The organism is Citrobacter sp. B72, from assembly GCF_016894305.1.
GTDB classification, from domain to species: domain Bacteria; phylum Pseudomonadota; class Gammaproteobacteria; order Enterobacterales; family Enterobacteriaceae; genus Citrobacter; species Citrobacter portucalensis.
The window spans coordinates 92,116-118,373 of sequence record NZ_CP069802.1 but is presented as its reverse complement, the minus strand read 5'-3'; the positions used below and the strand labels follow the sequence as shown (position 1 = coordinate 118,373).

Genomic DNA, 26,258 nt, shown 5'->3' with positions numbered 1-26,258 from the left:
TCTCTAGATTAATTATTGGAGACTATCATGAAGTTTGAGAAGTCACAGGCAGCAGTTGACCGCCTGACCCCCGAGCAACGCCGGATTACCCAGGATTCGGGGACCGAAAGGCCCTTCACGGGTGAGCACAACGACAACAAGGAGCCTGGCATCTACGTCGACATAGTGTCGGGAGAGCCGCTGTTCGCTTCAACGGACAAGTTCGATTCGGGTACTGGCTGGCCCAGCTTCACCAAGCCGATCGTTCCGGCAAACGTGAACGAGGTGCGGGACAGTGCACACGGCATGGTCCGGACGGAGGTCAGGTCGGTACACGCCGACAGCCATCTGGGCCACGTTTTCCCGGACGGTCCTTCCGACCGCGGCGGTCTGCGCTACTGCATCAACTCTGCGTCCCTTCGCTTCATCCCGCGCGACGAGATGGAGTCCGAGGGATACGGTGAATATCTCGATCAAGTAGAGGAGGCTTAACATGCATCAGCGCGCTGTTCTCGCAGGAGGATGTTTCTGGGGCATGCAGGATCTGATCCGCAAGCGGCCCGGCATCATCTCGACCCGTGTGGGTTACACGGGCGGCGATATTCCGAACGCCACGTATCGTAATCACGGCACGCATGCCGAGGGGATCGAGATTGTCTTCGACCCGACAGTGACGAGCTACCGGCACATCCTGGAATTCTTCTTCCAGATCCACGATCCGACGACGCTGAACCGCCAGGGCAATGATCGTGGGCTCTCCTACCGGTCGGGCATCTATTATGTCGACGAGGAGCAGAAGCGCGTCGCCGAGGATACGATCGCCGATGTGGATGCCTCGGGGCTGTGGGATGGCAAAGTGGTGACCGAGGTCCAGCCGGTCGGCGAGTTCTGGGAGGCCGAGCCCGATCACCAGGATTATCTGGAGAAGCGGCCGGGCGGCTACACCTGCCACTTCGTCCGTCCCGACTGGGTTCTTCCAAAGCGGCATGAGGCCGGCGATGTGAGCCCTGCGGCCGGGGCTGCAGCGGAATAGGCTTCGCTGCCGTTAGTGCCGCGCCGATCCGGTTCGCAACCTCCGACGACCGCGTCAATCGACGCGGTCGTCGAACCCGGCCTTGAAGCAGATCATTCCATTCAGCCGCCGTCGCAGTGCCAGGATCCAGATATGACAGACCTCTCCTCCTTTCCCATCACGCAGCGCTGGCCAGCATCTTATCCGGATCGCTTGCAACTATACGCGGCCCCCACGCCCAACGGCGTCAAGGTCTCGATGATGCTGGAGGAGACTGGCCTGCCGTATGAGCCCCACTTCGTCGACATCTCGAACAACGAGTCGAAGGATCCAGCGTTCGTGTCGTTGAATCCCAACGGCCGCATACCCGCGATCATCGATCCGGCTGGCCCTGACGGCCAGCCCATTGGCATATGGGAAACCGGTGCGATCCTCATCTATCTGGCCGACAAGACGGGGCAGCTCATCTCAACAACACCCGCCCAGCGGTACGAGACTCTGGCCTGGGTGTTCTTTCAGGTGTCGGGCGTTGGGCCGACCTTCGGACAGCTAGGCTTTTTCCTGCGATTTGCCGGCAAGGACTATGAGGACAAGCGACCTCGGCAGCGCTTTGTTGATGAATCCAGGCGTCTTCTCGGGGTCCTGGATCACCGGCTGGAGGGCCGCGAATGGATTGTCGATGATTACTCGATCGCGGACATTGCGACGTTTGGCTGGGTGAATGCGCTGGTCGAATTCTACGCAGCGGGCGACATCCTCGGCCTAAGCAGCTATTCGAACGTGCAGGCATGGCTCGAACGCGGGCTGGCGCGACCGGCTGTACAGCGTGGCCTGCGAATTCCTGCGAGGCCTGCATGACCATTATCGCCGCATATTATTACAACGAAGGTAAGCGAGTCCGTGAAATCAGGCTCGATGAGCACGTCGAACTAAACGAGAATCGCTCGGGCTTCTGCTGGATCGCGCTTAGCGAGCCCACCGCAGACGAACTCAGCGCGATCCAGACGACGTATAACCTCCATCCTTTGGCGATCGACAACGCCATGCACCCGCTGTGCCCGCCCAAGCTCGAGGTCTACAACGATGAGTTGTACGTCGTCGCCCAGACCGCCGAGCTGGTCGGCGACCGGATCAGCTACGGCAAGATGGCGATCTTCACCGGTCACAATCACCTTATCACCGTGCGGCACGGCAATGCCGGAGCGCTGGGCAAACTTCGGGAGCAACTCGAGGCATCGCCGACGCAGTTCGGCAAGGGTGTCGACTATGTGCTGCACGCGATCTTGCACCGAGTGGTCGACCAGTATCTGCCCATCTTCGAAATGATCGAGGACGACGTCCTGGCGATGGAGCGACGGTCGCTGCACGATTTCCTCGGGCCAGAAGAGGTGGCGCGAATCTTCGAACTAAGGTCCGAACTCACGCGGTTCCAGCGCACGCTCGGGGCTATGGCCGAGCTGGTGCGAAAGCTCGTTCGCGGCCACTTTCCCTGCATCAGCGCCGAAATGACACCATATTTCCACGACGTCGCGGACCATGTCCACCGCGTGCAGTCCATGGTCGACGGCCTCCTGCTTATCCTGTCCACGGTCTTCGAGGCCAGCAGCCTTCTGGAAGCGCAAAGGATCGGTGTGGTCACTCGCCAGCTCGCGGCCTGGGCGGCGATCTTGGCGGTCCCGACGGCGATCGCCGGAATATATGGCATGAACTTCAAGCACATGCCGGAACTGGACACGCCATATGGCTACTTCGTCGTGCTCGGAGTGATAGCGGTGTTCTGCCTTCTCCTATTCATGCGCTTCAAGAAGGCCAAGTGGCTATGAGTAACGCACTTCGCGAGCTTCTCCGTCCGCCGAGTCACAGCGCGCTTTGTGCGCGAGCGTGTCCAATCCAGTTCAAGATGAAGGTGCTTCCATGACCTCCCAGGTGACCGACGTTCTAGAAGCAGTCCAGTCATTCATCGCCAAAGGCTATGACCGCGAATACCGCGTCAAGGACGGCAATCTCGTCGATCTCGAACTAGGGTCAACCCTCGATGCATGCAGCATTCGCGTCGATGCGGCGTTGCGCCTCGAGAGCGGGGACGACGGCGAAGATGCCTCCAACATCTACGCGATCACCGATCCGGCGACAGAGCATAAAGGCCTGTTGATCGACGCCTTCGACGTGTTCCACGAAATCTGCCCCCGCGACTTGTCCGAGCGCCTTGTGGCGCATCGGGAAACAGCACCGGCAGGTGACCAGGACGCGCCGAGCAAGCACGGACTACGGAAAGTCTACAAGAGCGAGTTTCACAGCGATCCCGAGCGTTACGTTCTGCGCGAGGGCTTTCCAGACTTCCCGCCATGCCCTTTCGGCCAATCCTTCAGCATCCTCGGCTTCGATACCGCCGAGCAGGAATATGTCTGGCTCGTCACGAGCATCATTCGAGATCCTCGGCTGATCAGGGTTCCATACCAGGGCGAAGACGTCATCAGCGACGAATAGCGGTGTCGCTTAGCCGGAAAGGCTGGCCTTCCTGGCCCACACATCTGCAGGCTGAACTTTAAGAACATCGAAAATTAGGAGGTGATTATGGACTGGAACAAGGACCACATACGAGAAACTATGCTCTTGCTGGAGACAGCAGCGTTGCACAGCGCTCGCGAAAACTACCTGGACTATGTCTCTACCGCTCGGCTCGATCGGAGCGAACCGATCGAAAACGACGAACTAGCTCAGGCCGAGGTCGCGAGCGACTTCGCTGAAGCGCTCGATGACACGCTCCATGACTACGCCAATAAACTCGAAAAGCTCAGGACGATCGATTTCGGCCCCAAGTTGGCCGTCAACGAAGGCGCTGTCGTCAAGCTGTCCGGCCGCCACTTTGTGATCGCGGTGTCAACGAGCAAGTTTACCTGTCAGGGGCGTGAGCTCATGGGCATTTCCACGATGGCGCCGATCTTCGAAGCGATCGAGGGTGCCCGAGCCGGGGAGACCGTGCAGTTCAACGGCCGGGACCTCACCGTAGAAGACGTGGAATAAAGCCCTCCACCGCAGCCGGCGCGCTAGTGCCGAACGCCCTGCATCTCTTTCTGCATGCATACGGTCACTTGCAGCCGCGTTGACCTGGCTCATCAAAGGCAAACTCATGACAACACCTTCATTCTTCATCACCCCCGGATACGGGACGCGCCTGCATGACGCGCTTCATTATTCTCAGGCAATGCGCATTGGTGACCGCGTGGAGATCTCCGGACAGGGCGGATGGAACGACGATCTCGTCATTCCGGAGTCGATTGAGGAAGAGATCGAGCAGGCGTTCAAGAACGTGGAACGGACGCTCGCGACCGCCGGAGCACGCTGGCCGCATGTGGTCCACGTCAATTCCTATCACGTCGGTGGATTCCCTCCCGTGATCAACGAAACAATGGCCAAGCTGTATCGCCACTACATGCCCGACCGCGCTCCAATCTGGACGCAGTTGGGAATCGAAGCGCTGGGGCTTCCAACCATGCGTATCGAAATTCGCGTAACAGCTATCATCGCCTGACCCCGCGGTTCGTGCAGGCGCCGTGCCGCGCTAATCCCGCACGCCCTGCGCCCGCTTCTCCATGCATATCATCGTATCGAGAGATCCGGTTATCATCGGCGTGCTCGGAGAACGGGGGGCCGCCTTGGCCTGGTTGGTGCGCCTCGGCTGCCTGCGGGCGATGGCCAGCACTGCCAGGAGCGTGAGCAACGCCGCCGCATAAAGGAACAGGCCGCCAGGGCCGACGATATTCATTGCAGCTGCTCCTATTAGGGGGCCAGCGGCTGTCCCGATCCCGTTGAGCAACAGAAGCCCGCGCGCGGTGCCGAGTAGCCGACCGGCCGGAAGATCGTCGTTTGCGACGGCGAGACACAACGAATAAATCGGGATGCCAAAGCCGCCGAACAGCGCACCTGCCGCAAGGAGCAGCGGCAGAGGCGCTTCCACCGCCAACGCTACGCCGATGGCAGACGCTGCGGACGCCAGCGCCGCACCGGCGATGACAAGATTCCGGGGCACTCGATCCGAAAGCCAACCGAGTGGCCAATGGAAGGCGAGCGTTCCACCAAGAACCGCAGCCATGAAGGCGGAGATACCGCCCACATCGAGGCCGATGCTCTGGGCGAAGTTCGCGCCCATGCCCCAGAAACCACCGATAGCCAGGCCGGCCAGGAAAGCGCCAGCCGCAGCGAGAGGTGATACGAGGACGAGGTCCCTGAACGCGACCCATTCCTGTTCCACCTGGGCCGGCGGATGACTGGGCAGCAAGGTGATCGGAACCACCGCCGCTGATATCAGCAGCGACACGATGAGGAACAATGTCACGTCGGCGGGCGGTGCGATGTTGAGTAACGCCTGCCCGATTGCCCATGAGCCCATAGAGACAACTCCGAATATCGACAGGAGCTGCCCGCGTGTGGATGGCAATGCGTGGGCGTTGAGCCAACTCTCCGTTGCGAGGATCATGCCCGCGTAGGCGAAGCCGGTAATCAGGCGAAGCGGCATCCAGGCGATCGGCTCCACGAACGCCACATGGAGAAGGGCGGTCATCGAGGCAATGGCCGCGAAGCCGGCGAAGGTTCTGACATGTCCCACGGAGACGATGATCGGTGGCAACACGAGCGCGCCGATCGTGAAACCCGCGAAATAGAAGGACATCATCGCGCTGATCGCGCCGGTCGAGAACCCCTTATGGCCGGCTCTCACGATCAGGAGCGTGCTCAGCAGGCCATTGCCCAGCAGCAGAGCGGCGACGCTCAGCAGCAGCGCCGCCACCGGCGCGAGAACGAGGCCGCGCTTGCCCGCCGACCTCATGGTATCCATCGCCGGGCTCGTTCTCGGGCCTGACTTGAGGGTTGATACTCTGCCGCACTGATGAACTGGTCGAATGCTTCGCACCAGATGACGACCGTGTTGTAGTCACGGACATCGATGCCGGCAGGCACCTCGACGATGAAGCCGTTGAACGTCTTCACATCGCCCACGCGGACTGATCTGTCCTTGATTAGGAGAAAGGCCTCCTTCGTGTCGACGAAACGTGGTGCGAGGTAGAGCTTGTAGTCGGGACCAGGGGCGAGGCGCCCGATATGGGCGATACGGTCGCGCGAGACCCGGATCTCGCCTTCCCCCCAGTGAAGCAGGTCGCTGCCTTTGAGATCGCGGGCCAGACGCCCTGCGTAGAGCGTCTCGGCTGAGATGGTCCGCAAGGCCGCCGCGTCCGGGGCCTGGGGGGCGGTCAGGATCGGCAGCGTGTAGACACCGCCCGCGAAGCCCATGGCGAGCATCGCGAGATGGGTGGCAATCAGGATGACCCAGCGCCGCATCGGTTACACCAGCTCCAGTCCCTTCACGAGCTGATCGGCGTCGAGATGGAAGTCCGAGAATACGATGCGGCCGCCAGCGTCCATCACGGAGAACCAGGGCGTTCCCCGCGTGCGGTAGTCCTCCATGAAGGTGGGAAGCGTCGCGCCGGCAGGTGGCTCGTCCTGACCGAACGCGACAGGAAGCGCATACTTGAGCTGGTTCACGCGCAGCTTCTCGAAGGTGTTCTCATCCGCTCCTTCGAAGACGGTCTGGATCACCGCGAAGCCCACGCCCTTGGCGCTCAATGCACCATGCAACCTTTGTAGCGTCGGAAATCCATGCAAATGGCAGCCACGGCACCAGTGCTGGAAGGCGAAGAGGACTTTCGGGCCGGTGCCGAGATCCGACAGCTTGAGCGGCGCGATGCTTTCTCCATCCGCGCCAATCCATCTCTGCACCCGCAGCTCGGGGGCTTGTCGTTCGTCGACGCTCATCTGATCCTCCAATTCCGATGCAGAAGTCCGATGAGTGGTCGCGTGTGGCGATGGCACGCGAACCTCACCGCCTTGATCCCCTACAGGTTGTAGGATGCGAGTTCGCCGACCGATACCTCGTGGCCAGCCCCGCCGTTCTTCCGTCGGTGTGTCACCGCCGCCCCTCAATGACAAAGGCGCGATAGCGGGAACCGGCAAAACGGTGCGCAGCGATGGTTTGGTAGGCGGGGCTATGATACCAATCACGGGCGGCCTGCATCGTCGGGAACCGCAAAATTACGGCCCCTTCGACGGGCGGCCCCTCCAAATGCTCCATCGCGCCATAAGCGGCGAGAAAGGTTACGTCGTGGCCATCGAACGATGGGCCGACGCCTGCAGAATAGGTTGCGAGTTCTTCCGGATCGGTGGTTTCTTCGCGGGTGAAGACGACGAACGCTTCCATCTTAAAGTCTTTCATAAGGTCGCATCTGCAGGCCACCGCCGCTGGCGATGGCCTTAAAGTCGTCAGGCTGGCAGCTCGAACCCGATTTTCGTGAGTGCCTCGACGCACGCATCCTGATCCTGCTGATAGTTGCCTCCGGAGATGCCGATCCCGCCGATCAACTTCCCGTCTTCCAGGATCGGATAGCCTCCGCCGACAGCGACCATCCGGGGGCGATAGGCCAGCGGCGCCACTTTTGGATCGTTCGAAACATAGTCGTTCCAGACATGGGTGGGGTACCCAAACGAGGCGGAACTCCAAGCCTTGTCGATGGCAACATCGACGGTGAGAAACGGCGCGTCATCAGTGCGCTCGAACGCGCGCAGGTTACCGGTGGCGTCGACGACGGCGACCGCAGCCGGGATGCCGATTGTACGTGCCGCGGCGATCGCCGCGTCGATGAGGGCGACGGCGGTTTCGCGGTTGATCGAGGCGGTGGCAATGGATTTCGTCATGAAATTTCCTTCGCCGTGGCGTAATCCGTCCGGCGTTCTTGAGGTTAGAAAAGACGTTCGGCGGTGGCAGTCATCAGAAGCCTTCGAGGACAATCTTGCCTCTTGCCGCGCCACTTTCGATCAGTGCGTGCACCGTCTTCAGATTGGCGGCATTAATTGGCGACAATTTTTCGGTTAGCGTCGTGCGAATTTTGCCGTCGTCCACCAGCACCGCCAGCGAATTGAGGATCTTGCCCTGCTCATCCATGTCGGGCGTGCCGTAGAGCGACCGTGTGAACATCAGCTCGTGGTGGATCGACACTGCCTTGCGCTTGAACAGCATGACGTCGAGCGCCTTGGGATCGTCGATGAATCCGAACCGTCCTTGCGGGGCGATCAGTTCGGCGATGTCGGATGCATGCTGCTCGGTATGCGTGGTCGAGAACACGAAAGCGGGAGCGCCGATGTTGAGCTCGGCAATCTGTGGCGCGAGCGGCCGAGAGTGGTCGATGACATGATGAGCCCCAAGCCCTTTAACCCACTCCTGGGTTTCCGGCCGAGAGGCGGTGGAGATGACGATGAGATCCGTGCGCTGTCGAGCGATCTGGATGGCGATCGACCCGACCCCACCCGCACCACCGATGATGAGGATCGCCGCCGCCCCGGGAACGGGCTTCGTCACGTCCAGGCGATCGAACATGGCTTCCCAGGCCGTCAACGTCGTGAGTGGCAGCGCCGCCGCTTCCGCCCAGTCGAGCGACGCGGGTTTACGACCGACGATCCGGGCGTCGACGAGATGGAACTCCGCATTGGTGCCAGGCCTTATGAGCGATCCGGCATAATAGACCCCGTCGCCTACCGCGAACTGCGTCACGTCGGGGCCGACCTCTTGCACGATCCCGGCCGCATCCCATCCCAGCACTTTCCAATCGCCATCAGCGGGCGGCGTGCTGCTGCGGATTTTGTAGTCGACCGGGTTGACCGAGACAGCCTTCACCTCAACCAGGATATCGCCTCCTTCAGCGACAGGCCGAGGCAGATCAATGTCGACCAGAGAGGCGTCCTCGGCGATGGGTCCCGGAACCTTGTAACCAACGGCTTTCATCGGTGTCTCCAGCTTGCTGTATCCTGAAGTCTTATCGATCAGATCGAAATTTCTTCCGAAATATACTCAGGATTTAAAGATTTCGCGTGTCAGACTATGAAGGTATGCGCGCAACATATCCAATAGCGGTACGACATAGTTTCCATACCTCGGAGCCGGATTCAGAAGTTTATCGAAAATAGCGGTTTATTGCTGTTCGGCGGGTGAGCATCCGGATGGAGGCGATAAGCGCCCAAGCGGTTGAGGAGTCGACCTCTCAGCGGTCGCGTTGGCAGGGGCGATCTCGCCCGCCGGTCTCACACCAACGTTGGCAAGCGACGGCGTCCGCTCGAAATCCGCTGACGGGGATACGCCTGCAATGCCGATTCGAAGCTATCGAAACTATAGCTACAGGGTATTGGGAAATCATACTGGACTGACGCTATAGTCTTCACGCATAACCACGACTCAAAATGGTCCAACACTTTTCTCTACGCTAATAGGGGAGCCCGCAGAATTCGGAAAAAATCGTACGCTAAGGTTTTCCGGGCATCCGTAAGGGCCGAAACTTCCCGTCTTCCAGTCTGCGGCTCTGCCGCCAGACGTAATCGCCGGTTCATGTACAGGACCTTAAGCGGCGAGTCCATTTAAAACGCCTTCCAAGGTCCTGTTCTGTATCGACTTTCTCTGCTTGGTTCGGCAGGCGTTCTTGGCCAAATAATCGGCAGCCCATTCCAATCTTTCCCTTATTTCTGTCAGCGCCCTATGGGCCACTGCTTCCAATAGCGGTAGCCACCACGTCGCACTGTTCTTCGACGCTTTCAGCATCGATAGCGCCCCACTCATCACACTCTGCGCGACCCGTCTCTTCATCACCAGCGACAGCAGGCTCGTCCACACCAACCCCTCGGCAATCGCTTTCTCGCCCGTCACAAACCCCTTGAGCCGGTTGTGCGATTTCCACTCTTTAAATAACAACTCCACCTGCCAACGGCAGCGATACAGGCTCATCACCTGCTCTGCTGACCATGCTGCTCGCGGTAGGTTCGTCATCCACAGACAGAACCGCTTTTCCTCAGCAAACCAGCGCCGGATCAACCGGTACTCGACCTGGCCGGACTTCACCACCATATCCAGTACCTCGGCCCGACAGCGTCGCCGTCCGGCCTCTCTCAGAGATAGTCCCGCCAGCTTGGGTACTTCCCGTCCATCACCGCGCCAGGCTTGGATTATCTTGGGGTTCAGGCTTTTCGTGCCGCGCACCAGATAAAATCCGCCAGCGTCGTTCACCTGCTCAAACCAAGCCCTGTCAATGTAACCTGCGTCAGCCAGCAGCAGGCAGTTGGTCAGCGTGTGGGCTTCAGGCAGAAATTGCCGTTCCCCTGCGGTATCGGCAGACACACTCATGCACAACGGGCTCTGCTCCGACAGTGACATGGTCATATGGCACTCGATAGCTGCCGGACTGATGGTCTTGAACCGGCCGGGAAAATCAGCAGCAAGGCGCCGATGCACCGCAAAGGAGGTGCCATCGTGCAGTAACACCTGCTTGAACGCGCCGAGGGAGGCTGCTTTGAGTTGATGGTCGATACGCAAGGCGATGGCCCGCTCGACCAGGGCTTTCATAAACAGGGCAAAGCTCTCTTTGCGCAGCTGATTGTGAAACGGTTTGTAAGAAACCTGATGGGTGTTTACCAGTTGCAAGGCATTGAAATGGCGGTGTAAACCGGCAATGTCATTGACCTGGTCGCCTCCCATGGCCCGCAGCAGTGCAGGTACGAGCATGGCTGGGGTAATGGCACGCTGACGCAGACAAAACTTGCAGAGCCGAGCAATGCGCTCGAGTGCGGCGGGAGCCAAGAGTTGCTCCAGATAGTAATTAGCGTTGATAATAGTCATAGGCTTCGCGCGTGTTGATTTTGTTTGGCGATAAAATCAGATCACAAACGAAGCCTTTTTTATATCTATTTCAATTGGTTGCCGCTAAAGATCCTGTACATGAGTGAGGGTTATGGTGGCTATATGCTGGATATTGCTATTCAGATGACAGCCATATGGGGAAGATTACAGGCGCCTGAAATAACAGCAGAGTATGGAGTGACTACCACGGCTGGAGGTTGGCACGGGCTGATCCCCTCTCCCTTTGGGAGAGGGTTAGGGTGAGGGGAGCTGGCTGACCGGGTGTAGCAACCAGGCGGCATTACACCGCTGAATCTTCAGTTATTGAAATTCCACGCGATCGGCAGTTCGACGTCGAAGATAAGTGCATCCCCGTCGAGGCGAAAGGCCAGGCTGGTCTGGTGCTGGTCGTATTCGTTGATAATCAGGCAGCTCTCGGCGAAGTTGGACTCGTAGTTGATATGGGCCACTCCTTCACGGCCGTCAGCGAGTTCGATGCTGAGCACCCGCAGCGGGTTCTCCTGACTGAGGTTGACCCGGGTGTCCCCCACGTCCACCAGCCGTTCCAGCAGAGGGAAGAAATCTTGTCTGTGGGTCGTTATGGCCTGGGTGATGGCCTGCTCCAGCTCAGCCTGGGTGGCGAAGGGGCCGCCGAGTGGGTAGCGGGTCTGGATCCTTTCCTGAGTCATTGCGTTTCCTCCTGAACTGAGATGTGGCAACAGTTTGGCCGCTGCAGTGACCTGTCATGTACAGGATCTTTAGCTACAACCAATTGAAATAGATAGAAAAAAGGCTTCGTTTGTGATCTGATTTAATCGCAAAAAAAAACCGACACGCCCGAAGCCATGACTATTATAAATGCAACCCAGTACCTCAAGCAACTTCTTAGCTCTTCTGAACTCAACCGGATCGGTAAATTTACCGGTTTTTGTCAGCGACTCCGGGATATCCAGCCTGCGAGACTACTCCCGGCTCTGCTCTCAGGGCTTGGTTGCGACAAGGTGGATGGTATTGCTGGTTTGCATCGCCATTTCAATGCGTTGCAGCTCCATGATACTGACCAAATAGCGTATAAACCCTTTCACAACCAGTTACGCAAGCAGGGTTTTCCCTTGTTCATGCGCGCACTGGTTGAACGAGCCATCGCCTTACGCCTCAAGGAGTGTCTACCGGACGCCCACGGACTGGCAGGCTTTGAGCAGGTACTGCTGCAGGACGGGTCGTCATTCGCGTTACATCCGCAATTGGCAGAACATTTCCCGGGCCGATTCAATAAGCACAGCCCCGCTGCGGTAGAGTGTCATATGACCATGTCCTTGCTGGACCAGTCGCCGATATCGATGAGTATCACGGCGGATACCGAATCGGAGCGCAAGCATCTTCCGGCCGAAAATTCGTTAAATAACAAACTGTTATTGGCGGATGCCGGTTACATCAGCCGCGAGTACTTTGCTGATGTGACCAAAGCCAAAGGAAGCTATCTGGTCAGAGGGAGTCAAAATCTCAATCCCAAAGTACAGGCAGCTTACCGACAGGACGGCAGGGAAATGCCCAAGTTACTCGGAAAAAAGCTCAAGGATATCGATCGGAGAAGCTGCAGAGCCGAGGTTCTGGATCTGGATGTGAGTTCGGGAAAGTATAAATATCGACTCATAAGACGTTGGTTTGCAGAGGAAAAACGGTTCTGTATATGGATGACCAATCTTCCGCGTGAGCGATGGCCAGCCGAGAAGGTGATGGCATTGTATCGTTGCCGTTGGCAGATCGAACTGTTGTTCAAAGAGCTGAAATCACATAACCGGTTGAAGGCGTTCGCGACACGACAAAAAGCGATAGCGGAAGGCTTGATCTGGGCTAGTTTGCTGGCCTTGCTGGTCAAACGTCGGCTGGCGCTGACGCTGATTGGCAGCGCGGAGTTATCGATGCTGAAGATTGCCAAAAACAGCGCGCTTTGGTTAATGCGGGGTTCGAGGTCCAATGATGTAAAAAACCACGCTAAGAGGTTAATTCATTGTTTGTATTCAAATTTAATGGTCTTAACTCGCCCTTCAGAATATCTTCCGGTAACGAAAACGTATAATGTCCCAGCATATTTATATGGCCATGTATCAGCGGCGATAATCTTGCCAGATGCTCCTCTTCAGGTGTTTCCCCCGATTTGCGAAGATGTGACAACGCCTCCTGCATGTAAAGTGTATTCCACAGCACAACCGCATTGGTCACCAGACCCAGAGCACCGAGTTGATCTTCCTGCCCTTCACGGTAGCGTTTTCTAATCTCACCACGTTGTCCGTAGCAAATGGCTCGAGCCACTGCATGGCGTCCTTCTCCCCGGTTGAGCTGAGTGAGGATCCGACGCCGGTAATCCTCATCATCGATATAGTTGAGAAGATACAACGTCTTGTTGACCCGGCCCACTTCCATAATCGCCTGAGCCAGACCAGATGGTCGGCTACTTCTCAACAGTGAACGAATAAGCTCTGATGCATGGATGGTCCCAAGCTTCAGTGAGCCCGCCATTCGCATCATTTCATCCCATTGGGATTCTATTTTTGACAGTTCAACACATCCCCGGGCCAGCTCATTCAGGGCACCATAATGTGCCGTTTTATCTGCCCGCCAGAATATCGCCCCGCCTGCATCGGCCAGACGAGGGGAAAACTGGTAGCCCAGTAACCAGAACAGGCCAAAAATGATATCGCTGGATCCTGCCGTGTCCGTCATAATTTCTACCGGATTCAGCCCGGTCTGCTGCTCCAGAAGCCCTTCCAGTACAAAGATGGAATCACGAAGCGTCCCGGGAACTACAATGCCATGGAAACCGGAGTATTGATCGGAGACGAAGTTGTACCAGGTGATACCGCGTCCTGAACCAAAGTATTTACGATTTGGTCCGGAATTAACCGTTTTAACCGGTGTGACAAAACGCATACCATCTGCGGAGGCAACCTCACCACCTCCCCAGTACCCCGCGAGCGGCAGCGTGGACTGAAAATCAACCAGCCGTGCATTAGCGGTGACCAGCGTTTCTGCCCTGAGATAATTTTGTTTAACCCAGCTCAGACGATGGCGAGTAAGCGCGGGAATATTATGCTTTATCAGGGGTTCATGCCCTATATTGCATGCTTCTGCCAGCAGTGTTGCGCACAGACTGACCTGGAGATCCTGCGCCCGAGCACCTGATTCACTGACGTGGCTGAATTCGCGGGTAAAACCGGTTCGGGCATCTATTTCAAGCAACAGCTCCGTCAGATCAACCGGAGGGATCAATTCTCTTACCCGACGATTCAATTGTATCAGTGCCGGTGGCTCATCCAGTTTATCCAGACTGCTAATCGTCAGTGAGGGATGCTTACCTTCATTGCTTATGCTGACCGCTGCGTTGCAGGCAAAACGTGAAGCCACTGATTTCCATGTGTCATCAAGCCGCGTAGCCAGTTGTTCTGCTGCTTTAGTTCCGTCTGATGGATGACCCAGCGCCCGACATACCGGGATGCGTTGTGCCTGCCATTCAGCTCCCTGAAGCAATTTTTGACGCGGGTCCCCCCACCGATCACTGTTCTCCAGCCAGAGATCACGACGGCGCAAAGAATCTTGAAGGCGCTCGAGAAGACACAGCGAGTAACCCGCTCGTAGAATCCTACCATCTCTGTCGTAGACCAGACGTTTCCATGGGCCGGAAATGATTTGCTCTGGTGCATCGTCGAGAATTCGCTTTTTTGAGCCACTCAGTTCGGCCAGATAATGGATTGCTGACAACGTGAGCTCCCCGGCCGGGGCGGCCTGAAAGTGTAAGTCACGCAACATCGCGGACAGGAAACGCTTCACCCGTCCATATTGTTCCACCATTTCATCCTGAAACTGAGTATCTTGCGGGCGCGCCAGCTCATTTACCTTGCCGACGGATTCAGCCAGTTTGTCCTTTGGTATGCGGCGAAAAATAGCCTGCCGCAGAGCTGCTTCATCGGTGTTCTCATCAAGTAATAACGTGCATGCCCGTGCCAGTAATAGCGCGGCACGATCAAGATCTTTCAGGGTCCTGGGTAATGACTCCAACTTACTGATAGTGTTTTATGTTCAGATAATGCCCGATGACTTTGTCATGCAGCTCCACCGATTTTGAGAACGACAGTGACTTCCTGCCCAGCCTTGCCAGATGCTGCCTCAGATTCAGGTTATGCCGCTCAATGCGCTGCGTATATCGCTTGCTGATAACGTGCAGTTCTCCCTTCAGGCGTGATTCATACAGCGGCCAGCCATCCGTCATCCATACCACGACCTCAAAGGCCGACAGCAGGCCCAGAAGACGCTCCAGCGTGGCCAACGTGCGTTCACCGAATACGTGCGCCACAACCGTCCTCCGTATCCTGTCATACGCGTAAAACAACCAGCGCTGGCGTGATTTAGCGCCGACGTAACCCCACTGTTCGTCCATTTCCGCGCAAACAATGACGTCACTGCCCGGTTGTATGCGTGAGTTTACCGACTGCGGCCTGAGTTTTTTAAGTGTCGTAAAATCGTGTTGAGGCCAACGCCCATAATGCGTGCACTGGCGCGACATCCGACGCCATTCATGGCCATATCAATGATTTTCTGATGCGTACCGGGTTGAGAAGCGGTGTAAGTGAACTGTAGCTGCCATGTTTTACGGCAGTGAGAGCAGAGATAGCGCTGATGTCCGGCAGTACTTTTACCGTTACGCACCACGCCTTCAGTAGCTGAACAGGAGGGACAGCTGATAGAAACAGAAGCCACTGGAGCACCTCAAAAACACCATCATACACTAAATCAGTAAGTTGGCACCATTACCCGTGAAGCTGATTCAACTCGTGCCTCAGTTGCTCCTTCGTATATTCCTTTTCGATTTGCTGATGGAGGATGCCATTAGCGTCAATCTGAGCTTTTAACACCAGAAAGAGAAGCACTGAACCCAGAATTTGTACAAATGGGCTTGAAATACCTCCAAGAACATCTCCTATTTCGCCATAACCTTTCAAATATTGCAGCGGAAGAAGAGGTGCAAACAAAGGGATAAGCAGGCAAGCCGCACCACCAATGACTATGACCCAGAAAGCTATTTTGGTAACAGGAGAGTTATAGATATTCATTTTTACACCTTTTCAGAATTTTCTTTTCTGTACGCGCTAGGAGTTTTGCCAATTTTTTTCTTAAACAACTTTTGAAAGTGTTCATGTGCCGGATACCCAATGGCTTCACTCACTTCGGGAACAGACTTACCGGATTCTTTAAGCAGCTGCTTTGCTTTTTCAAGCCGACAATAGGTTAAATAATCAAGAGGTGTCATGCCTGACAGCTCCTTAAATTTGACGCTGTAGTTCGTACGCGACATCCCCGCAATCCCGGCGAGATCGTCAAGACCCCATTTTTTATCGAGACTATGATGAATAGCTTCCAAGGTTTTGCTGAGTTGCGGATTTTCGATCAGTTTGAAGAATCCAGCATTTTTATTGGATTTGTACATGTGGATTCTTAACGCTTGCACGAAGATAATTTCGGTCAGCTTTCTGACTAACGTGTTGCTTCCAGGAAGCCCTGATTTTGCTTCCTGCTCTATAATACTTAAAAGCATGGCAAGCCAAGGCGAGTGGGAGTTATCAGCACTCTTGATATGCACGACATTTGGCAGCGAATTTAAGAATGGATGATCGGGTCCGCCATTAAAACAAAAATGTCCGCAAACGACGTTGGCTTTGAGCTTGCTCTGATCACCGTATTCCAAAACTTGAGCTTCGGTGAGGTTGGCTTTAGCTCTAAATTCGACCGCAGGCTCGGCCTTGATTTTTGGTGCACTGGCCATGGTGTGCTCCATCCCTTTGAAAAAGATCAAAATATCGCCCTGCTCCGCCAATGCTTTAAGTTTAAGTTTTGGCACCTCATACCAAAACTCGCCATGAGTCACGATGTGAAATCTCGCTAGATTCTCTTCCTGCGGGAGGCTGATGCCCCAGTCTCCCGCAAATGAGGTTCTATACCAGTAGCTGCTAGTAAGCTCTACCTTATCTAAAATTTCACTGAGAACATCCATATGTAGCTCCTACGTAAACTGTCCAATAGGTCATGTTATACGAACTATTGAACATATTATATCTATTTTACATGCTGTAAAGTCAGTCTAATCAGTAAGTGGATGAAAACTAAGGAGGCTTTATGAAACTAGATTATGTGATCGTTGCCGGAGGGTGTTTTTGGGGTCTCGAAGACCTCCTTAGGAGTCTGGACGGTGTGACGTCAACGAAGGTGGGCTACTCTGGCGGAGATTTTGATGATCCTACCTACGCCGATATTATAACAGGGAAAACGGGGCACGCCGAAGCGGTTCGCGTGGAATACGACCAAGACGAAATATCTCTCGAAGAGATTCTACATTACTTTTTCAAAATCCATGATCCGACTACGAAGAATCGCCAAGGAAATGATGTTGGCACTTCGTATCGCTCGGCAGCGTTCTATCGTGACGATGCACAGAAAGCGATTATCGAAAACGTGATTGATGAGGTCAATGAGATCGGTCGCTTCGAGAATGAAGTGGTCACGACCGTCACCCTGGAAAAAGAATTCTACGACGCTGAGGCATATCACCAAAACTATTTGCAGAGGAATCCCAGCGGATACTCTTGCCATTTTGAAAGAGACTAAATCATGAACCAAATGAACGAGGAAAAAATGAAAGCACTTAAGAATGTTGTTATTTATACGAAAGACCATTGTCCATTTTGCGCACGCGTGAAGAATTACCTAACTGCTGAAAAGGTCGATTTCAAACAAATTCGCGTAGACGACGATCCGAAGACTTACCTGGAGTTGAAGGAAAGAACAAATCTCCAAACTGTACCGCAAGTTTTTGTGGATGGAGAATTCATTGGTAGTGCTACAGACTTCTTCTCGTGGATTGATAGCTAAAGAGTGAACCCTAAAATAAAGGAGCAAATATATGTTCAATTGGAAAAGCATTTACAACTACCTGGATAACGGCACTCCCGCGCCTCCCAAAAAAGTAGAAAAGAGCGAGGAAGAGTGGAAAGAAATTCTGACGCCAGCGCAATTTCGGGTCATGCGGATGAAAGGCACCGAACGCGCGCACACCGGAGAACTCTGTTCATTTTATGAAGCTGGAAGGTACGCCTGTGTGGGCTGCGACACCGAACTCTTTGACTCGAACCTAAAGTTCGATTCGGGAACGGGATGGCCGAGTTTTTCTGAGCCAGTCGCAGACAACGTAATTCAATATGAACTGGATACGACCTTCGGGCGCAGAATCGAAGTGCTATGCAATGTGTGCGAAGCCCATCTGGGGCACGCTTTTCCAGACGGTCCTGAGCCATCAGGGGTCCGATTCTGTATTAACTCGGAGTCATTGAAGTTTGTAGAATAATTTTTAAATCGAGGGGGTTTATGAAAGTGAACCTTTTGAAAAAAGGAGCCGTTCGTGTTGATTAAGCTGTTCGGTCATAAAGACTGCCATAAAACCAAGATTTACCATTCGTACTTGCAAGAAAAAGGGAGCCAGTTTGTTTTTTTGGATGTTCATGAAGACGACGCGGCTGCTGATGAACTGTGCTCCCTCTATTCGAACGGAAAGCTGAATTTCCCGACAATAGTGGTTGGGACAAAGAAGCTGAGAAACCCCAAGTTCAAGGACCTTGACAGGTGGTTGGAAGCTTCAATGAAATAATGAGTTTTTTAGAATTATTAATAACTTAATAAGCAGTAAGATCAATGATTACAGCAATTTTCCGCAGTTGTGTTACCAAGAAACATGCTGCGGAGTTTTAGCAAAGATACTTCATCAAGCTGGTGTTGGAAAACGTGGTCTTATCGTCGTTTGCACGGCGTGAGGAATGGGAGTGGCTTCAATTTTTGAAAGTTAGGTGAAAAATATGTCGGATCTAAAAATGAATAAAGAAGACGGTGTTGAAAGCTATGAATTTGCAACCCCTGAAGCAATCGAAGAAGCATTGAAAATCGGGAAGCTTAGTCAAACGGTTTTCGGCATGGGTTGCTTTTGGGGACCGGATTCTAATTTTGGAGGGACGCAGGGAGTAGTGCAAACACGTGTTGGCTACGCTGGAGCATCAACTCTGGATCCGAGTTACCGCAACATCAACGGACACGCCGAAGTCGTCAGAGTGATCTACGATAAAGACCAAATCAGCTACAGGGAACTTCTTGGAAGTTTTGAATCATGGTCTGTTCATGGTAGAAAGCAGGGCCAGTATCGCCAGATACTTTTTGTTTTTGATCTGGAGCAAAAACAAGTAGCTGAAGAACTGATTCAAGCGATTGGAAAGGAGAAATCTCCCGAGGTGATTGAGGCCGGAGAACAAAATGGTTATTTTTGGCCCGCCGAAGATTACCATCAAAAGCATCGTCTTCGCAGAAACAAACAGCTTGTAAGTCTTGCAGAAGTAGATTTCGGTCCTCGCTGGGATGAACATCTGTATTTTACTAAATTAAATAGTACCGATAGAAAAGGCTTCAGTCTCTCAAGCTGGCTAAAAAAGTTGTCTCCGGAAATGCAGAAAGCTTACCGAATCGGTTAATCTGAAATTGCAGCTGGCTAAAGAACTCTATTTTCTATATGTAAAGAATGTGACGATCTCCTTCACATGGAGTCCAAGAGAGCATAAAAAATCTGTGTAAGTCGCATTACCCATGTATTTGAAAGGAATAAATAATGCCAATATCAGACCAGCTTATCGACCGAAGCAAGACCTCAGTTTTTATGAGGTCTTGAGATCAGCGCAGCATGAACAGATCTCTTACAGTGTGGCGAACACACTGGTTTGATTGCGGCCTTGGGTTTTAGCTTTGTATAACATCTGATCGGCGACTTCGAGCAACTGCTTTTTGTCGTCAAATAAATCAGCGCTGGCCAAACCTATGCTGACCGTTAATTGTCGTAATAACCACTCATGGTTAGCCACTACCAGCCTTAACTTTTCCAGTGTTTTATTTGCGGACGCTGTGTCTGTGCCTGGCAGGATCAGCACAAACTCTTCACCACCATAACGGGCGAAAAAGTCATAGTTCCTGCTATGGCGCTGAAACAGAGCCGCGACTTGACTCAGTGCCTCATCTCCTGCGGCATGACCATAGCTGTCGTTAAAACTCTTAAAGTGATCAATATCAATCAATGCCAGTACAAAAGATTGTCCTGTTCTTTGCCAGCGAGCAAATTCAGCTTCAAACTTGAGGTCAAAAGCTCTTCTGTTGTTCACCCCTGTCAGCGCATCCGTCATGCTGGTATTATGTAATTGTTCGCCGACTTTTTTCAGCTCCAGTATGGCGATCACTTGTCTGGACAGAGCCTGCAAAGAGCTTATCTGCCGCTGGTTCAGCTGCTTAGGAACATGATCATAGACACAAATAGTACCAATCACTGCACCTTCGGGATCAATCAGCGGCGAGCCAGCATAAAATCGGTAGCCAGGTCCTGAAATCACCATAGCATTGGTACTGAATCTGTGATCTAAAGTAGCGTCAGGGACCACCATTACCGCATCAGGTGTTTCCATTGCATACACGCAAAAGGACTCTTTAATTAATACAGAGGTACGCGAAATACCAACTTTTGCAATTAGATTCAGCTTTGTGTCATCGGTTCGCGTCACCATAGCCACTGGTGCATCACAGATATAACACGCCAGTTCAGTGATATCCCGCAGGTTCTGATCTGCTTCAGCAGGTGCTTTTAGTGTGGTTTCTGCACTAGCTGTTTGAGCTAAACTAAAGGTCATGTACTTCTCCGTTTTTCTACTGCATTTTTCAAAGATCCTGCATAGAAAAATGAATTAAATCGTTGATTTAACTCTAAATAGCTGTTCCGAATAGTAGATCACCGGAGGAAGGGAACTCAGTCCAGTTTGTGCGATCTGATTAGTCGCTAAACAAAACAAGCCACACCCAAAGGACTGAGTTGATGCCTATCCTACCACCTCTGCCACGACCACAACGGCGCCGCATTCACAAAATCATCCATGCCACCCGTGATAAAGGACATGCTCGTCGCTTGATGGCCATCTTGCTGTTACATGAAGGACGCACGATCACCGATGTTCATCACCTTACCGGCGCTGCGCGCTCGACCATCGGTTGTTGGCTTCGGTGGTATCGAGATGAAGGCATAGATGCGCTAGAAGCCTTACCGGCTGGCCGTGCCCCAGTCTTACCTATCGCCAAGATTGTCACCTTACTGGTGCTGCTCATGCAGTTTTCTCCGCAAGATTTTGGTTATCAGCGCAGCCGTTGGTGTACTGAACTATTGGCTATAAAAATCAATCGGTTAACAGGGCTCAATGTGGCAGCCTCCACGCTCCGCCGATGGTTACCTCGTATGGGCATTGTCTGGCGCAGGCCCGTGCCGACCTTGCGGATAAAAGACCCAGCCTATCAGGAAAAAATGGCGAATATCGACGCCGCGCTGGCCCGCTGTGATGCCGATAATCCGGTGTTTTATGAGGATGAAGTCGATATAGACCTCAATCCCAAATTAGGAGCCGACTGGATGTTCAGAGCGCAGCAAAAGCGGGTTGTCACACCGGGGCAGAATGCCAAGCATTATCTGGCAGGCGTTCTCCACGCAGGCAACGGAAGGGTACTTTACGTCAGCGGGATCAAGAAAAACTCATCGCTGTTTATTGCCATGCTGGAAAAGCTGCGCCACCACTACCGACGAGCCAAAACCATCACGTTGATCCTCGATAACTACATCATTCACAAAAGCAAACAGACCGAGCGATGGTTGAAGAAGAATCCCAAGTTCTGCCTGGTGTTCCAGCCAGTTTACAGCCCTTGGGTTAATCACATAGAACGGCTATGGCACAAGTTACATGAAACCATCACGCGCAATCATCAATGCAGAGGGATGGCAAACCTGCTGGCCCGAGTGAAACACTTCATGGATACCGTGTCTCCTTTCCCGGGGAATGGCTATGGCACAGCGAAGGTGTAGCACTATTGGGATCAGTTATTTAGCTGACTGTCAATAAAGCAATCTGCAACCATGTCTTTTAACCCTTCCATCAATTTTGTTTTTTTGTGCATGACGGACGTTAAGCGTTCAATGTGCCTCATTGATTTCCCTGGACGGCACAGAGAGAATTTATCAGCAATATCCTTGAGTCCTGACTGTCGAGCTTTAATCGGGGATAGGTGCGACAAGTTGTGCTGGATAATTGCGCAGTAATCCTTGATGGTTTTGATCTGCCGGGACACTTCTGTTATCTGAGCGATGTCTTCCGAGAGCCAGCAATCAATATTTTCCGCATTATTCAGCTTCATTTTGCTCTGTTCTGTAAATAAAGTGGAATCGGCGTCCCCTTTGACAAACCTGTAATGCAACGTGTTGTTATGTCTGTAAAGCACGACACAGGAGATCTGATCTTGTCGTTGATATTCAAAAATGACAAAACTACGTGCTTTAGAAAGATAGAAATCCAGAAAGGTTTTAGGCTTTTCTCTGACCATATACTGAGGGTCAATCCCATAAAAAACAGGAACCAGAACAAGAGATGAGGTTTTTCCTGCTCCGTTTGTCCCTGAGATGTTGCTATGACCCGTCAAGGATATTTCCGTCAATGAAGGAAACGCGCTCTGGTTGGTGATGATCCGCAGTAGTGCACTTTTCATAAAAATCGCCTGCAAAATATACATTAAATCAATATATATCAGATCAGTGCATATTGGTAGTGTCAAGGTTAAATAATAGGCAATTTTGTACTAGGTAGCGTTTTAATTTGATTATGGACTTTATGCTATACCGATAAATACACAGGAAATTTTTTTCACAAAAGTGTATGAATGTTGATAGAAGCAACAAGCTACCATCGAAGGGCGTTTCCAAAGATATTGGTATAACAGAGCATCGAACAGACTCAGTTGGAAAGGATCTCGCGTAGAAGCTCTATCATCTTCACGGATAACTCGCGTTTCCAACGATAAATTAGTTTGGGATTATGTAGGGTAACGTTGTTGTATCGTTATGTGATTTTACTCACTTAGCGCGGTGTACAGAACTACTGGATCAGATCAGTTTCAACTGACGTTCTGCCGTTGCACATTTTGCCCTGATGAGTTCGTTCATTGTTGTAAGACAGCCACTCATCCTGATCATTTTGCCGCGTCTCCAGCGTTTGATTAACTTGTTGCGAAAAGCCACCTGATAAAACTCGTTCAGGATCGCCTTATCAAACTGCTCGCAGATCCCATTCGTTTGCGGTGACATCGTTTTAGTTTTCGTGTGATCGATGCCACTACTAGAGTTGGTAATCATGACGCTCGAACTTGCAGAGTAGCACAGCCTATATCGATGTTAACTCTACACCTGACTCTGTCAATTTATGCGTATCAACATAGTGGCTGAAACGTGCTAATAAGAAGGTGAGTTTTGGATGAATGTACCTTTGACAAAATGGTCTGTTGGGTGCTGTATAAAAGTAGTCGATAAGCTCAGTTTTATTCGCTTTAAAATCCTTAAAAAAATAAACCTGAGTAATGACTGGCTGCTCAAAATCAGCTCTACAGGCATCTAATATGTTTACAGCCTGGTTATACTGAACCTCATCATAAGCGTATATCGCTGAACGATATTTACCACGCATTGAGTGGTTTGATGTGCTCGCGTGAGTATGTAAATGGGTTTCGATCAAGGTTGATAAAGAAATAACAGTCGGATCAAAAACCACTTCAATGGCTTCGCTGAACTGAGCGTTGTCACCAATTGAGGCGATCCAACCTTGATTGACAGTAGCAATGCCAATAAGTGATGAAAATACGCCTTCGGTGCACCAGTGACAACCACCGCCTAAGCCGATTGTATTAAGGGTGGTTGTCGTATGCAAATTGCAAGTCTGTGTGGGCTGCTGCAAACTCATTGAGATGAGGGCAACTTCCAGTCTGGTCTGGGGAAGTGGCAGGTATAGCCATTTGGTCGGAGTTCCAAATAGTCCTGATGCATAGCCTCCGCTTCCCAAAAATCACTTGCAGGTTCGACTTCAGTCACTACTTTTCCAGGCCATAATCCCGAAGCATCCACGTCAGCAATGGTTTTTACTGCCTCAGCATGCTGTGCCTCAGAGGTATAATAAATGGCTGAGCGATAAGATGTGCCCTTGTCATTACCTTGTCTATTTACTGTACTAGGGTCATGAATCTGAAAGAAAAACTCTAAAATTTGTCGATAGCTGGTGATTTCATTATCGAACATTATTTCAATGCCTTCAGCATGGTTACCATGATTGCGGTAGGTAGCATTAGCCACTTCACCACCGGTATAACCTACTCGGGTTGAAGTGATACCGGGACGTTTGCGGATAAGATCCTGCATGCCCCAAAAGCAGCCACCGGCTAATACTGCGCGTTCAATTGCCATAATTAAATGTCCTCTACTTGGTCTAAATACTCTGCGTAACCTTTACTTGCCATTTCTTCCCTAGGAATAAAACGTAATGACGCTGAGTTAATACAATAACGTAGGCCACCCTGGTCTTTGGGACCGTCTGAAAATACATGGCCTAAGTGACTGTCGCCATGAGTTGAGCGCACTTCTGTGCGGGTCATGCCGTGCGACCTATCAGTGATTTCAATTACGTTGACAGAGTCTATCGCTTTGGTAAAGCTCGGCCAACCACACCCTGATTCATACTTGGCAGAAGACGCAAATAAAGGCTCACCTGACACGATATCCACGTAAATGCCGGGCTTGGTGTTCTTTAGCAATTCACCAGTCCCTGGACGCTCTGTACCATTTTCTTGCGTCACCCGATACTGCTCCTTAGTCAGAGCAGAAATCGCATTCATAGATTTTTGATAGGTATTCATAAATGTCCTCTTATAGAGTAGAGCCATGTGCCTTTCAGATTATAAGAGACCTTCTGTTTACAGAATTTATTTCACTTAGGCCGTTAACCCGAAAAAATGATCTGATCCAGTAGTTCTGTACACCGCGCTAAGTGAGTAAAATCACATAACGAGGTGCCTATGACAGCTAAAAAGAACTGCAAGACCTATACCGCAGAATTTAAGGCCCTCTAACTTATAGTTGTTTCGGATGCGGCTTATTTGTTTTTGTGCTCCAGTGCTGTAAGTGATGTGCCTACGATAAATATAGACACGACAAACAAGCCTAAATCTTTTAGCAAAAACTGGCCAGGAACCACAGAGATCGCAGGAAACCCAAGAGATGCCTCAAAAACACCGGGTGTAGTCAGCATGAACGACAATGTCGTAAAAAAGAGTCCGGTTGAAAGTACACCGCCCAAGATTGCGAGCTTAGGGGAGAAAACTCGTGCAGCGATTAACAGGCCAACTGAAATTTCAAGCACACCCAGAAAATTTGAGAATCCTTGAATGCTGAGGAAACTATACATCCATGAAAGCAGAGGGCTATTACTAACAAAACCATGTATACCGTTTGCTTCGTAGCTAGTGAATTTCATACCACCAAACCACAAATATATTATCGTCATGGCAACGTAGATGCCACCTATACCAAACTTAGTGACTTTTGCACCGAGATTATTACTAAGGATATTGGTAGTCTGGACACCATTTTCAATTTCGGGAATAGTCATCTTATATCTCCAATTATTTTTAGCCATGTGGACTCACTCTATGTAGCCCACTAAAATGATATGACTCTTGAGAAAAACTATATGTTTACTCGAGTCGAACCTAACTTAGGTAATTGCTGTAGTTGAGCACCAATGGATTAGACATCAATGCCTAGTGGTTGAACGGCCGGGAAGTCGACCTCGGTCTGTGTCACTTCGTTAACGTAGTTAGTGAAAGTGTTCAGGGCAACAGCCAACAGAATATCCACTACATGTGCATCACTGTAGCCAGCGTTCAGCACCGCTTGGACCTGGTCATTGCTGACTTGCCCGCGCTGGCGGACTACGGCGGCAGCAAAACGCACGGCTGCGTCGGCCTTAGGGTCATTTGATGCACCGCTGCGGTTGGCAGTGAGTTCAGCATCATCAAGCTTGGCCACCTTACGGCCTAGGAAGGAATGGCCAGCAAGGCAATAATCGCAGCCGTTGATCTCAGCGACGGCTAGGGCAATACGCTCAAGAGTCGCTGTACCCAAGCCGCCCTGTGCTGATGCTGCGCTCAATTGCAGGTAGCCAGTCAGCGCAGCAGGGCTGTTGGCAACGACGCGGAACATGTTAGGAACGCGGCCCAGTTGTTTTTCCACAGCCTTGAGTGAGGTATGGGTAGCAGTAGGCGCGGCGTCGATTGTGGTAGGGGTGTTCAAACGTGACATAAATTTCTCCTAGTGATTTGAAAGACAGCACGCTGTATTGGCGTGGAATAAATTGTATTTAAGAAGGTTCTGCTTGATAATCCGTTGCTATCAGACAGCTCATCTTCACGTCTTGCGCAGTCGCCATTTCAGTGCCACTACACACCTTCGTTGACGTCACGCCGTCCTGATTTCTAAGGAGGTCTTCGAGACTCCAAAAACACCCTCCGGCAACGATCACATTATTTATTTTTCATAAAGCCTCCTTGGTTTTTATCTATTTACTAATGGAACTGAAT

At 52.2% G+C, this 26,258-nt stretch carries 32 protein-coding genes and 4 pseudogenes; 14 read left to right on the top strand and 22 right to left on the bottom strand.

The window, feature by feature from the left end; all coding sequences use genetic code 11:
- Positions 1 to 27 precede the first annotated feature (27 nt).
- The 7 genes from msrB (JQN59_RS24670) to JQN59_RS24640 all read left to right on the top strand — a co-directional run bounded on the left by msrB (JQN59_RS24670) (position 28) and on the right by JQN59_RS24640 (position 4,523).
- A complete protein-coding gene (gene msrB / locus JQN59_RS24670) occupies positions 28 to 471 on the top strand; it encodes a peptide-methionine (R)-S-oxide reductase MsrB (protein ID WP_004099035.1) in 444 nt (147 codons plus the stop codon).
- A gap of 1 nt (position 472) precedes the next feature.
- Positions 473 to 1,012 carry a peptide-methionine (S)-S-oxide reductase MsrA gene (gene msrA, locus JQN59_RS24665; protein WP_004099036.1) on the top strand — a complete coding sequence of 180 codons (540 nt, stop codon included), beginning with the start codon at positions 473 to 475 and terminating at the stop codon, positions 1,010 to 1,012.
- A gap of 132 nt (positions 1,013 to 1,144) precedes the next feature.
- The gene (locus JQN59_RS24660; protein WP_004099038.1) at positions 1,145 to 1,849 is read left to right on the top strand and encodes a glutathione S-transferase N-terminal domain-containing protein; all 705 of its coding nucleotides are present in this window, start codon (positions 1,145 to 1,147) and stop codon (positions 1,847 to 1,849) included.
- Positions 1,846 to 2,814 (top strand): magnesium and cobalt transport protein CorA, encoded by a 969-nt coding sequence (locus tag JQN59_RS24655; RefSeq protein ID WP_011191347.1) that lies wholly within the window; start codon positions 1,846 to 1,848, stop codon positions 2,812 to 2,814. The genes JQN59_RS24660 and JQN59_RS24655 overlap by 4 nt, the downstream gene beginning before the upstream one ends.
- A 91-nt stretch (positions 2,815 to 2,905) precedes the next feature.
- A complete protein-coding gene (locus JQN59_RS24650) occupies positions 2,906 to 3,478 on the top strand; it encodes a hypothetical protein (protein ID WP_004099040.1) in 573 nt (190 codons plus the stop codon).
- A gap of 87 nt (positions 3,479 to 3,565) precedes the next feature.
- On the top strand, positions 3,566 to 4,015 hold the full coding sequence (locus JQN59_RS24645; protein WP_004099042.1) for a hypothetical protein: 450 nt from the start codon (positions 3,566 to 3,568) through the stop codon (positions 4,013 to 4,015).
- Between the two features lie 106 nt (positions 4,016 to 4,121).
- The gene (locus JQN59_RS24640) at positions 4,122 to 4,523 is read left to right on the top strand and encodes a RidA family protein (RefSeq protein ID WP_004099044.1); all 402 of its coding nucleotides are present in this window, start codon (positions 4,122 to 4,124) and stop codon (positions 4,521 to 4,523) included.
- A gap of 30 nt (positions 4,524 to 4,553) precedes the next feature.
- On the opposite strand, the gene JQN59_RS24635 is transcribed toward JQN59_RS24640, so the two are convergent.
- From JQN59_RS24635 to JQN59_RS24600, 9 genes and pseudogenes are all read right to left on the bottom strand, one after another.
- On the bottom strand, positions 4,554 to 5,825 hold the full coding sequence (locus JQN59_RS24635; protein ID WP_094935733.1) for an MFS transporter: 1,272 nt from the start codon (positions 5,823 to 5,825) through the stop codon (positions 4,554 to 4,556).
- Positions 5,813 to 6,325: a DM13 domain-containing protein gene (locus JQN59_RS24630; protein ID WP_004357637.1), complete on the bottom strand. Its 513-nt coding sequence runs from the start codon at positions 6,323 to 6,325 to the stop codon at positions 5,813 to 5,815. The genes JQN59_RS24635 and JQN59_RS24630 overlap by 13 nt, the downstream gene beginning before the upstream one ends.
- A gap of 3 nt (positions 6,326 to 6,328) precedes the next feature.
- Positions 6,329 to 6,799 (bottom strand): TlpA family protein disulfide reductase, encoded by a 471-nt coding sequence (locus JQN59_RS24625; protein WP_011191345.1) that lies wholly within the window; start codon positions 6,797 to 6,799, stop codon positions 6,329 to 6,331.
- Between the two features lie 151 nt (positions 6,800 to 6,950).
- Entirely contained in the window at positions 6,951 to 7,241 is a 291-nt protein-coding gene (locus JQN59_RS24620) for a DUF1330 domain-containing protein (protein WP_011191344.1), read from the bottom strand.
- 62 nt (positions 7,242 to 7,303) lie between these two features.
- Positions 7,304 to 7,735 (bottom strand): GlcG/HbpS family heme-binding protein, encoded by a 432-nt coding sequence (locus tag JQN59_RS24615; RefSeq protein WP_004357630.1) that lies wholly within the window; start codon positions 7,733 to 7,735, stop codon positions 7,304 to 7,306.
- Between the two features lie 73 nt (positions 7,736 to 7,808).
- On the bottom strand, positions 7,809 to 8,819 hold the full coding sequence (locus JQN59_RS24610) for a zinc-binding alcohol dehydrogenase family protein (protein ID WP_204528227.1): 1,011 nt from the start codon (positions 8,817 to 8,819) through the stop codon (positions 7,809 to 7,811).
- Positions 8,820 to 9,333: 514 nt separating this feature from the next.
- A pseudogene (locus tag JQN59_RS27295) lies at positions 9,334 to 9,414 on the bottom strand (hypothetical protein); the annotation flags it as partial.
- Positions 9,415 to 9,428: 14 nt separating this feature from the next.
- Complete coding sequence (locus JQN59_RS24605) at positions 9,429 to 10,697, bottom strand: IS4-like element ISApu1 family transposase (protein WP_011191342.1); 1,269 nt, start codon at positions 10,695 to 10,697, stop codon at positions 9,429 to 9,431.
- A 317-nt stretch (positions 10,698 to 11,014) separates the two neighbouring features.
- Positions 11,015 to 11,386 (bottom strand): hypothetical protein, encoded by a 372-nt coding sequence (locus tag JQN59_RS24600; RefSeq protein ID WP_004099020.1) that lies wholly within the window; start codon positions 11,384 to 11,386, stop codon positions 11,015 to 11,017.
- A gap of 156 nt (positions 11,387 to 11,542) precedes the next feature.
- On the opposite strand from JQN59_RS24600, the pseudogene JQN59_RS24595 reads away from it, so the two are divergent.
- A pseudogene (locus JQN59_RS24595) lies at positions 11,543 to 12,652 on the top strand (IS4-like element ISApu2 family transposase); the annotation flags it as partial.
- Between the two features lie 40 nt (positions 12,653 to 12,692).
- Here JQN59_RS24595 and JQN59_RS24590 read toward each other — a convergent pair.
- The 4 genes and pseudogenes from JQN59_RS24590 to JQN59_RS24575 form a co-directional block, all read right to left on the bottom strand.
- Positions 12,693 to 14,738: pseudogene (locus JQN59_RS24590) on the bottom strand (Tn3 family transposase); the annotation flags it as partial.
- A gap of 16 nt (positions 14,739 to 14,754) precedes the next feature.
- Positions 14,755 to 15,452, bottom strand: a protein-coding gene (locus JQN59_RS24585; protein WP_223274117.1) for an IS1 family transposase whose coding sequence is annotated in 2 segments (ribosomal slippage) — positions 14,755 to 15,203 and positions 15,203 to 15,452 — 699 coding nt in all. Because the reading frame shifts where the segments join, the coding sequence is not laid out codon by codon here.
- Positions 15,453 to 15,502: 50 nt separating this feature from the next.
- On the bottom strand, positions 15,503 to 15,805 hold the full coding sequence (locus tag JQN59_RS24580) for a hypothetical protein (RefSeq protein ID WP_223878984.1): 303 nt from the start codon (positions 15,803 to 15,805) through the stop codon (positions 15,503 to 15,505).
- A gap of 2 nt (positions 15,806 to 15,807) precedes the next feature.
- Complete coding sequence (locus JQN59_RS24575) at positions 15,808 to 16,743, bottom strand: AraC family transcriptional regulator (protein ID WP_002123001.1); 936 nt, start codon at positions 16,741 to 16,743, stop codon at positions 15,808 to 15,810.
- A gap of 122 nt (positions 16,744 to 16,865) precedes the next feature.
- Between JQN59_RS24575 and msrA (JQN59_RS24570) the strand changes: the two genes are divergently transcribed.
- The 5 genes from msrA (JQN59_RS24570) (at position 16,866) to JQN59_RS24550 (ending at position 19,258) form a co-directional block, all read left to right on the top strand.
- Positions 16,866 to 17,354 (top strand): peptide-methionine (S)-S-oxide reductase MsrA, encoded by a 489-nt coding sequence (gene msrA, locus JQN59_RS24570; RefSeq protein ID WP_069785042.1) that lies wholly within the window; start codon positions 16,866 to 16,868, stop codon positions 17,352 to 17,354.
- 3 nt (positions 17,355 to 17,357) lie between these two features.
- Positions 17,358 to 17,618, top strand: coding sequence for a glutaredoxin (locus JQN59_RS24565; protein ID WP_005403706.1), 261 nt, complete (start codon positions 17,358 to 17,360; stop codon positions 17,616 to 17,618).
- A 31-nt stretch (positions 17,619 to 17,649) separates the two neighbouring features.
- Complete coding sequence (gene msrB, locus JQN59_RS24560; protein WP_005403705.1) at positions 17,650 to 18,090, top strand: peptide-methionine (R)-S-oxide reductase MsrB; 441 nt, start codon at positions 17,650 to 17,652, stop codon at positions 18,088 to 18,090.
- Between the two features lie 54 nt (positions 18,091 to 18,144).
- Positions 18,145 to 18,390, top strand: coding sequence for a glutaredoxin family protein (locus tag JQN59_RS24555; RefSeq protein WP_011711656.1), 246 nt, complete (start codon positions 18,145 to 18,147; stop codon positions 18,388 to 18,390).
- 220 nt (positions 18,391 to 18,610) lie between these two features.
- Positions 18,611 to 19,258 carry a peptide-methionine (S)-S-oxide reductase MsrA gene (locus tag JQN59_RS24550; protein ID WP_223846397.1) on the top strand — a complete coding sequence of 216 codons (648 nt, stop codon included), beginning with the start codon at positions 18,611 to 18,613 and terminating at the stop codon, positions 19,256 to 19,258.
- A 219-nt stretch (positions 19,259 to 19,477) separates the two neighbouring features.
- On the opposite strand, the gene JQN59_RS24545 is transcribed toward JQN59_RS24550, so the two are convergent.
- Entirely contained in the window at positions 19,478 to 20,455 is a 978-nt protein-coding gene (locus JQN59_RS24545; RefSeq protein WP_002119794.1) for a sensor domain-containing diguanylate cyclase, read from the bottom strand.
- A gap of 182 nt (positions 20,456 to 20,637) precedes the next feature.
- On the opposite strand from JQN59_RS24545, the gene JQN59_RS24540 reads away from it, so the two are divergent.
- A complete protein-coding gene (locus tag JQN59_RS24540; RefSeq protein ID WP_094935932.1) occupies positions 20,638 to 21,669 on the top strand; it encodes an IS630-like element ISAhy2 family transposase in 1,032 nt (343 codons plus the stop codon).
- A gap of 11 nt (positions 21,670 to 21,680) precedes the next feature.
- On the opposite strand, the gene JQN59_RS24535 is transcribed toward JQN59_RS24540, so the two are convergent.
- The 8 genes and pseudogenes from JQN59_RS24535 to JQN59_RS27075 all read right to left on the bottom strand — a co-directional run bounded on the left by JQN59_RS24535 (position 21,681) and on the right by JQN59_RS27075 (position 26,200).
- A complete protein-coding gene (locus JQN59_RS24535) occupies positions 21,681 to 22,346 on the bottom strand; it encodes an ATP-binding protein (RefSeq protein ID WP_163138160.1) in 666 nt (221 codons plus the stop codon).
- Between the two features lie 386 nt (positions 22,347 to 22,732).
- Positions 22,733 to 23,002, bottom strand: a pseudogene (locus JQN59_RS24530) (IS481 family transposase); the annotation flags it as partial.
- Positions 23,003 to 23,017: 15 nt separating this feature from the next.
- On the bottom strand, positions 23,018 to 23,590 hold the full coding sequence (locus tag JQN59_RS24525; RefSeq protein ID WP_094762227.1) for a peptide-methionine (S)-S-oxide reductase: 573 nt from the start codon (positions 23,588 to 23,590) through the stop codon (positions 23,018 to 23,020).
- Positions 23,587 to 24,087, bottom strand: coding sequence for a peptide-methionine (S)-S-oxide reductase MsrA (msrA, locus tag JQN59_RS24520; RefSeq protein WP_011711652.1), 501 nt, complete (start codon positions 24,085 to 24,087; stop codon positions 23,587 to 23,589). Before msrA (JQN59_RS24520) ends, JQN59_RS24525 begins: the two co-directional genes overlap by 4 nt.
- Positions 24,088 to 24,089: 2 nt before the next feature.
- Positions 24,090 to 24,536 (bottom strand): peptide-methionine (R)-S-oxide reductase MsrB, encoded by a 447-nt coding sequence (gene msrB / locus JQN59_RS24515; protein ID WP_011711653.1) that lies wholly within the window; start codon positions 24,534 to 24,536, stop codon positions 24,090 to 24,092.
- 236 nt (positions 24,537 to 24,772) lie between these two features.
- On the bottom strand, positions 24,773 to 25,288 hold the full coding sequence (locus JQN59_RS24510) for a YkgB family protein (RefSeq protein WP_011711654.1): 516 nt from the start codon (positions 25,286 to 25,288) through the stop codon (positions 24,773 to 24,775).
- Between the two features lie 137 nt (positions 25,289 to 25,425).
- The gene (locus tag JQN59_RS24505) at positions 25,426 to 25,980 is read right to left on the bottom strand and encodes a carboxymuconolactone decarboxylase family protein (protein WP_011711655.1); all 555 of its coding nucleotides are present in this window, start codon (positions 25,978 to 25,980) and stop codon (positions 25,426 to 25,428) included.
- A 58-nt stretch (positions 25,981 to 26,038) separates the two neighbouring features.
- Positions 26,039 to 26,200, bottom strand: a complete 162-nt coding sequence (locus tag JQN59_RS27075) for a peptide-methionine (S)-S-oxide reductase (RefSeq protein WP_223290059.1) — start codon at positions 26,198 to 26,200, stop codon at positions 26,039 to 26,041.
- Between the last annotated feature and the right edge of the window lie 58 nt (positions 26,201 to 26,258).

Excerpts from the sequence above, each read along its gene's own strand:
- JQN59_RS24580 (WP_223878984.1), bottom strand. The coding sequence starts at position 15,805 with ATGAATATCTATAACTCTCCTGTTACCAAAATAGCTTTCTGGGTCATA.
- JQN59_RS24575 (WP_002123001.1), bottom strand. The coding sequence starts at position 16,743 with ATGGATGTTCTCAGTGAAATTTTAGATAAGGTAGAGCTTACTAGCAGC.
- JQN59_RS24545 (WP_002119794.1), bottom strand. The coding sequence starts at position 20,455 with ATGACCTTTAGTTTAGCTCAAACAGCTAGTGCAGAAACCACACTAAAA.
- msrB (WP_005403705.1), top strand. The coding sequence starts at position 17,650 with ATGTTCAATTGGAAAAGCATTTACAACTACCTGGATAACGGCACTCCC.
- JQN59_RS24565 (WP_005403706.1), top strand. The coding sequence starts at position 17,358 with ATGAACCAAATGAACGAGGAAAAAATGAAAGCACTTAAGAATGTTGTT.
- JQN59_RS24640 (WP_004099044.1), top strand. The coding sequence starts at position 4,122 with ATGACAACACCTTCATTCTTCATCACCCCCGGATACGGGACGCGCCTG.
- msrA (WP_004099036.1), top strand. The coding sequence starts at position 473 with ATGCATCAGCGCGCTGTTCTCGCAGGAGGATGTTTCTGGGGCATGCAG.
- JQN59_RS24600 (WP_004099020.1), bottom strand. The coding sequence starts at position 11,386 with ATGACTCAGGAAAGGATCCAGACCCGCTACCCACTCGGCGGCCCCTTC.
- JQN59_RS24540 (WP_094935932.1), top strand. The coding sequence starts at position 20,638 with ATGCCTATCCTACCACCTCTGCCACGACCACAACGGCGCCGCATTCAC.
- JQN59_RS24650 (WP_004099040.1), top strand. The coding sequence starts at position 2,906 with ATGACCTCCCAGGTGACCGACGTTCTAGAAGCAGTCCAGTCATTCATC.
- JQN59_RS24635 (WP_094935733.1), bottom strand. The coding sequence starts at position 5,825 with ATGGATACCATGAGGTCGGCGGGCAAGCGCGGCCTCGTTCTCGCGCCG.
- JQN59_RS24610 (WP_204528227.1), bottom strand. The coding sequence starts at position 8,819 with ATGAAAGCCGTTGGTTACAAGGTTCCGGGACCCATCGCCGAGGACGCC.
- JQN59_RS24510 (WP_011711654.1), bottom strand. The coding sequence starts at position 25,288 with ATGACTATTCCCGAAATTGAAAATGGTGTCCAGACTACCAATATCCTT.
- JQN59_RS24615 (WP_004357630.1), bottom strand. The coding sequence starts at position 7,735 with ATGACGAAATCCATTGCCACCGCCTCGATCAACCGCGAAACCGCCGTC.
- JQN59_RS24525 (WP_094762227.1), bottom strand. The coding sequence starts at position 23,590 with ATGAGTTTGCAGCAGCCCACACAGACTTGCAATTTGCATACGACAACC.
- msrB (WP_004099035.1), top strand. The coding sequence starts at position 28 with ATGAAGTTTGAGAAGTCACAGGCAGCAGTTGACCGCCTGACCCCCGAG.
- JQN59_RS24655 (WP_011191347.1), top strand. The coding sequence starts at position 1,846 with ATGACCATTATCGCCGCATATTATTACAACGAAGGTAAGCGAGTCCGT.
- msrA (WP_069785042.1), top strand. The coding sequence starts at position 16,866 with ATGAAACTAGATTATGTGATCGTTGCCGGAGGGTGTTTTTGGGGTCTC.
- JQN59_RS24605 (WP_011191342.1), bottom strand. The coding sequence starts at position 10,697 with ATGACTATTATCAACGCTAATTACTATCTGGAGCAACTCTTGGCTCCC.
- JQN59_RS24660 (WP_004099038.1), top strand. The coding sequence starts at position 1,145 with ATGACAGACCTCTCCTCCTTTCCCATCACGCAGCGCTGGCCAGCATCT.
- JQN59_RS24535 (WP_163138160.1), bottom strand. The coding sequence starts at position 22,346 with ATGAAAAGTGCACTACTGCGGATCATCACCAACCAGAGCGCGTTTCCT.
- JQN59_RS24645 (WP_004099042.1), top strand. The coding sequence starts at position 3,566 with ATGGACTGGAACAAGGACCACATACGAGAAACTATGCTCTTGCTGGAG.
- msrB (WP_011711653.1), bottom strand. The coding sequence starts at position 24,536 with ATGAATACCTATCAAAAATCTATGAATGCGATTTCTGCTCTGACTAAG.
- JQN59_RS24550 (WP_223846397.1), top strand. The coding sequence starts at position 18,611 with ATGAATAAAGAAGACGGTGTTGAAAGCTATGAATTTGCAACCCCTGAA.
- msrA (WP_011711652.1), bottom strand. The coding sequence starts at position 24,087 with ATGGCAATTGAACGCGCAGTATTAGCCGGTGGCTGCTTTTGGGGCATG.
- JQN59_RS24630 (WP_004357637.1), bottom strand. The coding sequence starts at position 6,325 with ATGCGGCGCTGGGTCATCCTGATTGCCACCCATCTCGCGATGCTCGCC.
- JQN59_RS24620 (WP_011191344.1), bottom strand. The coding sequence starts at position 7,241 with ATGGAAGCGTTCGTCGTCTTCACCCGCGAAGAAACCACCGATCCGGAA.
- JQN59_RS24505 (WP_011711655.1), bottom strand. The coding sequence starts at position 25,980 with ATGTCACGTTTGAACACCCCTACCACAATCGACGCCGCGCCTACTGCT.
- JQN59_RS24625 (WP_011191345.1), bottom strand. The coding sequence starts at position 6,799 with ATGAGCGTCGACGAACGACAAGCCCCCGAGCTGCGGGTGCAGAGATGG.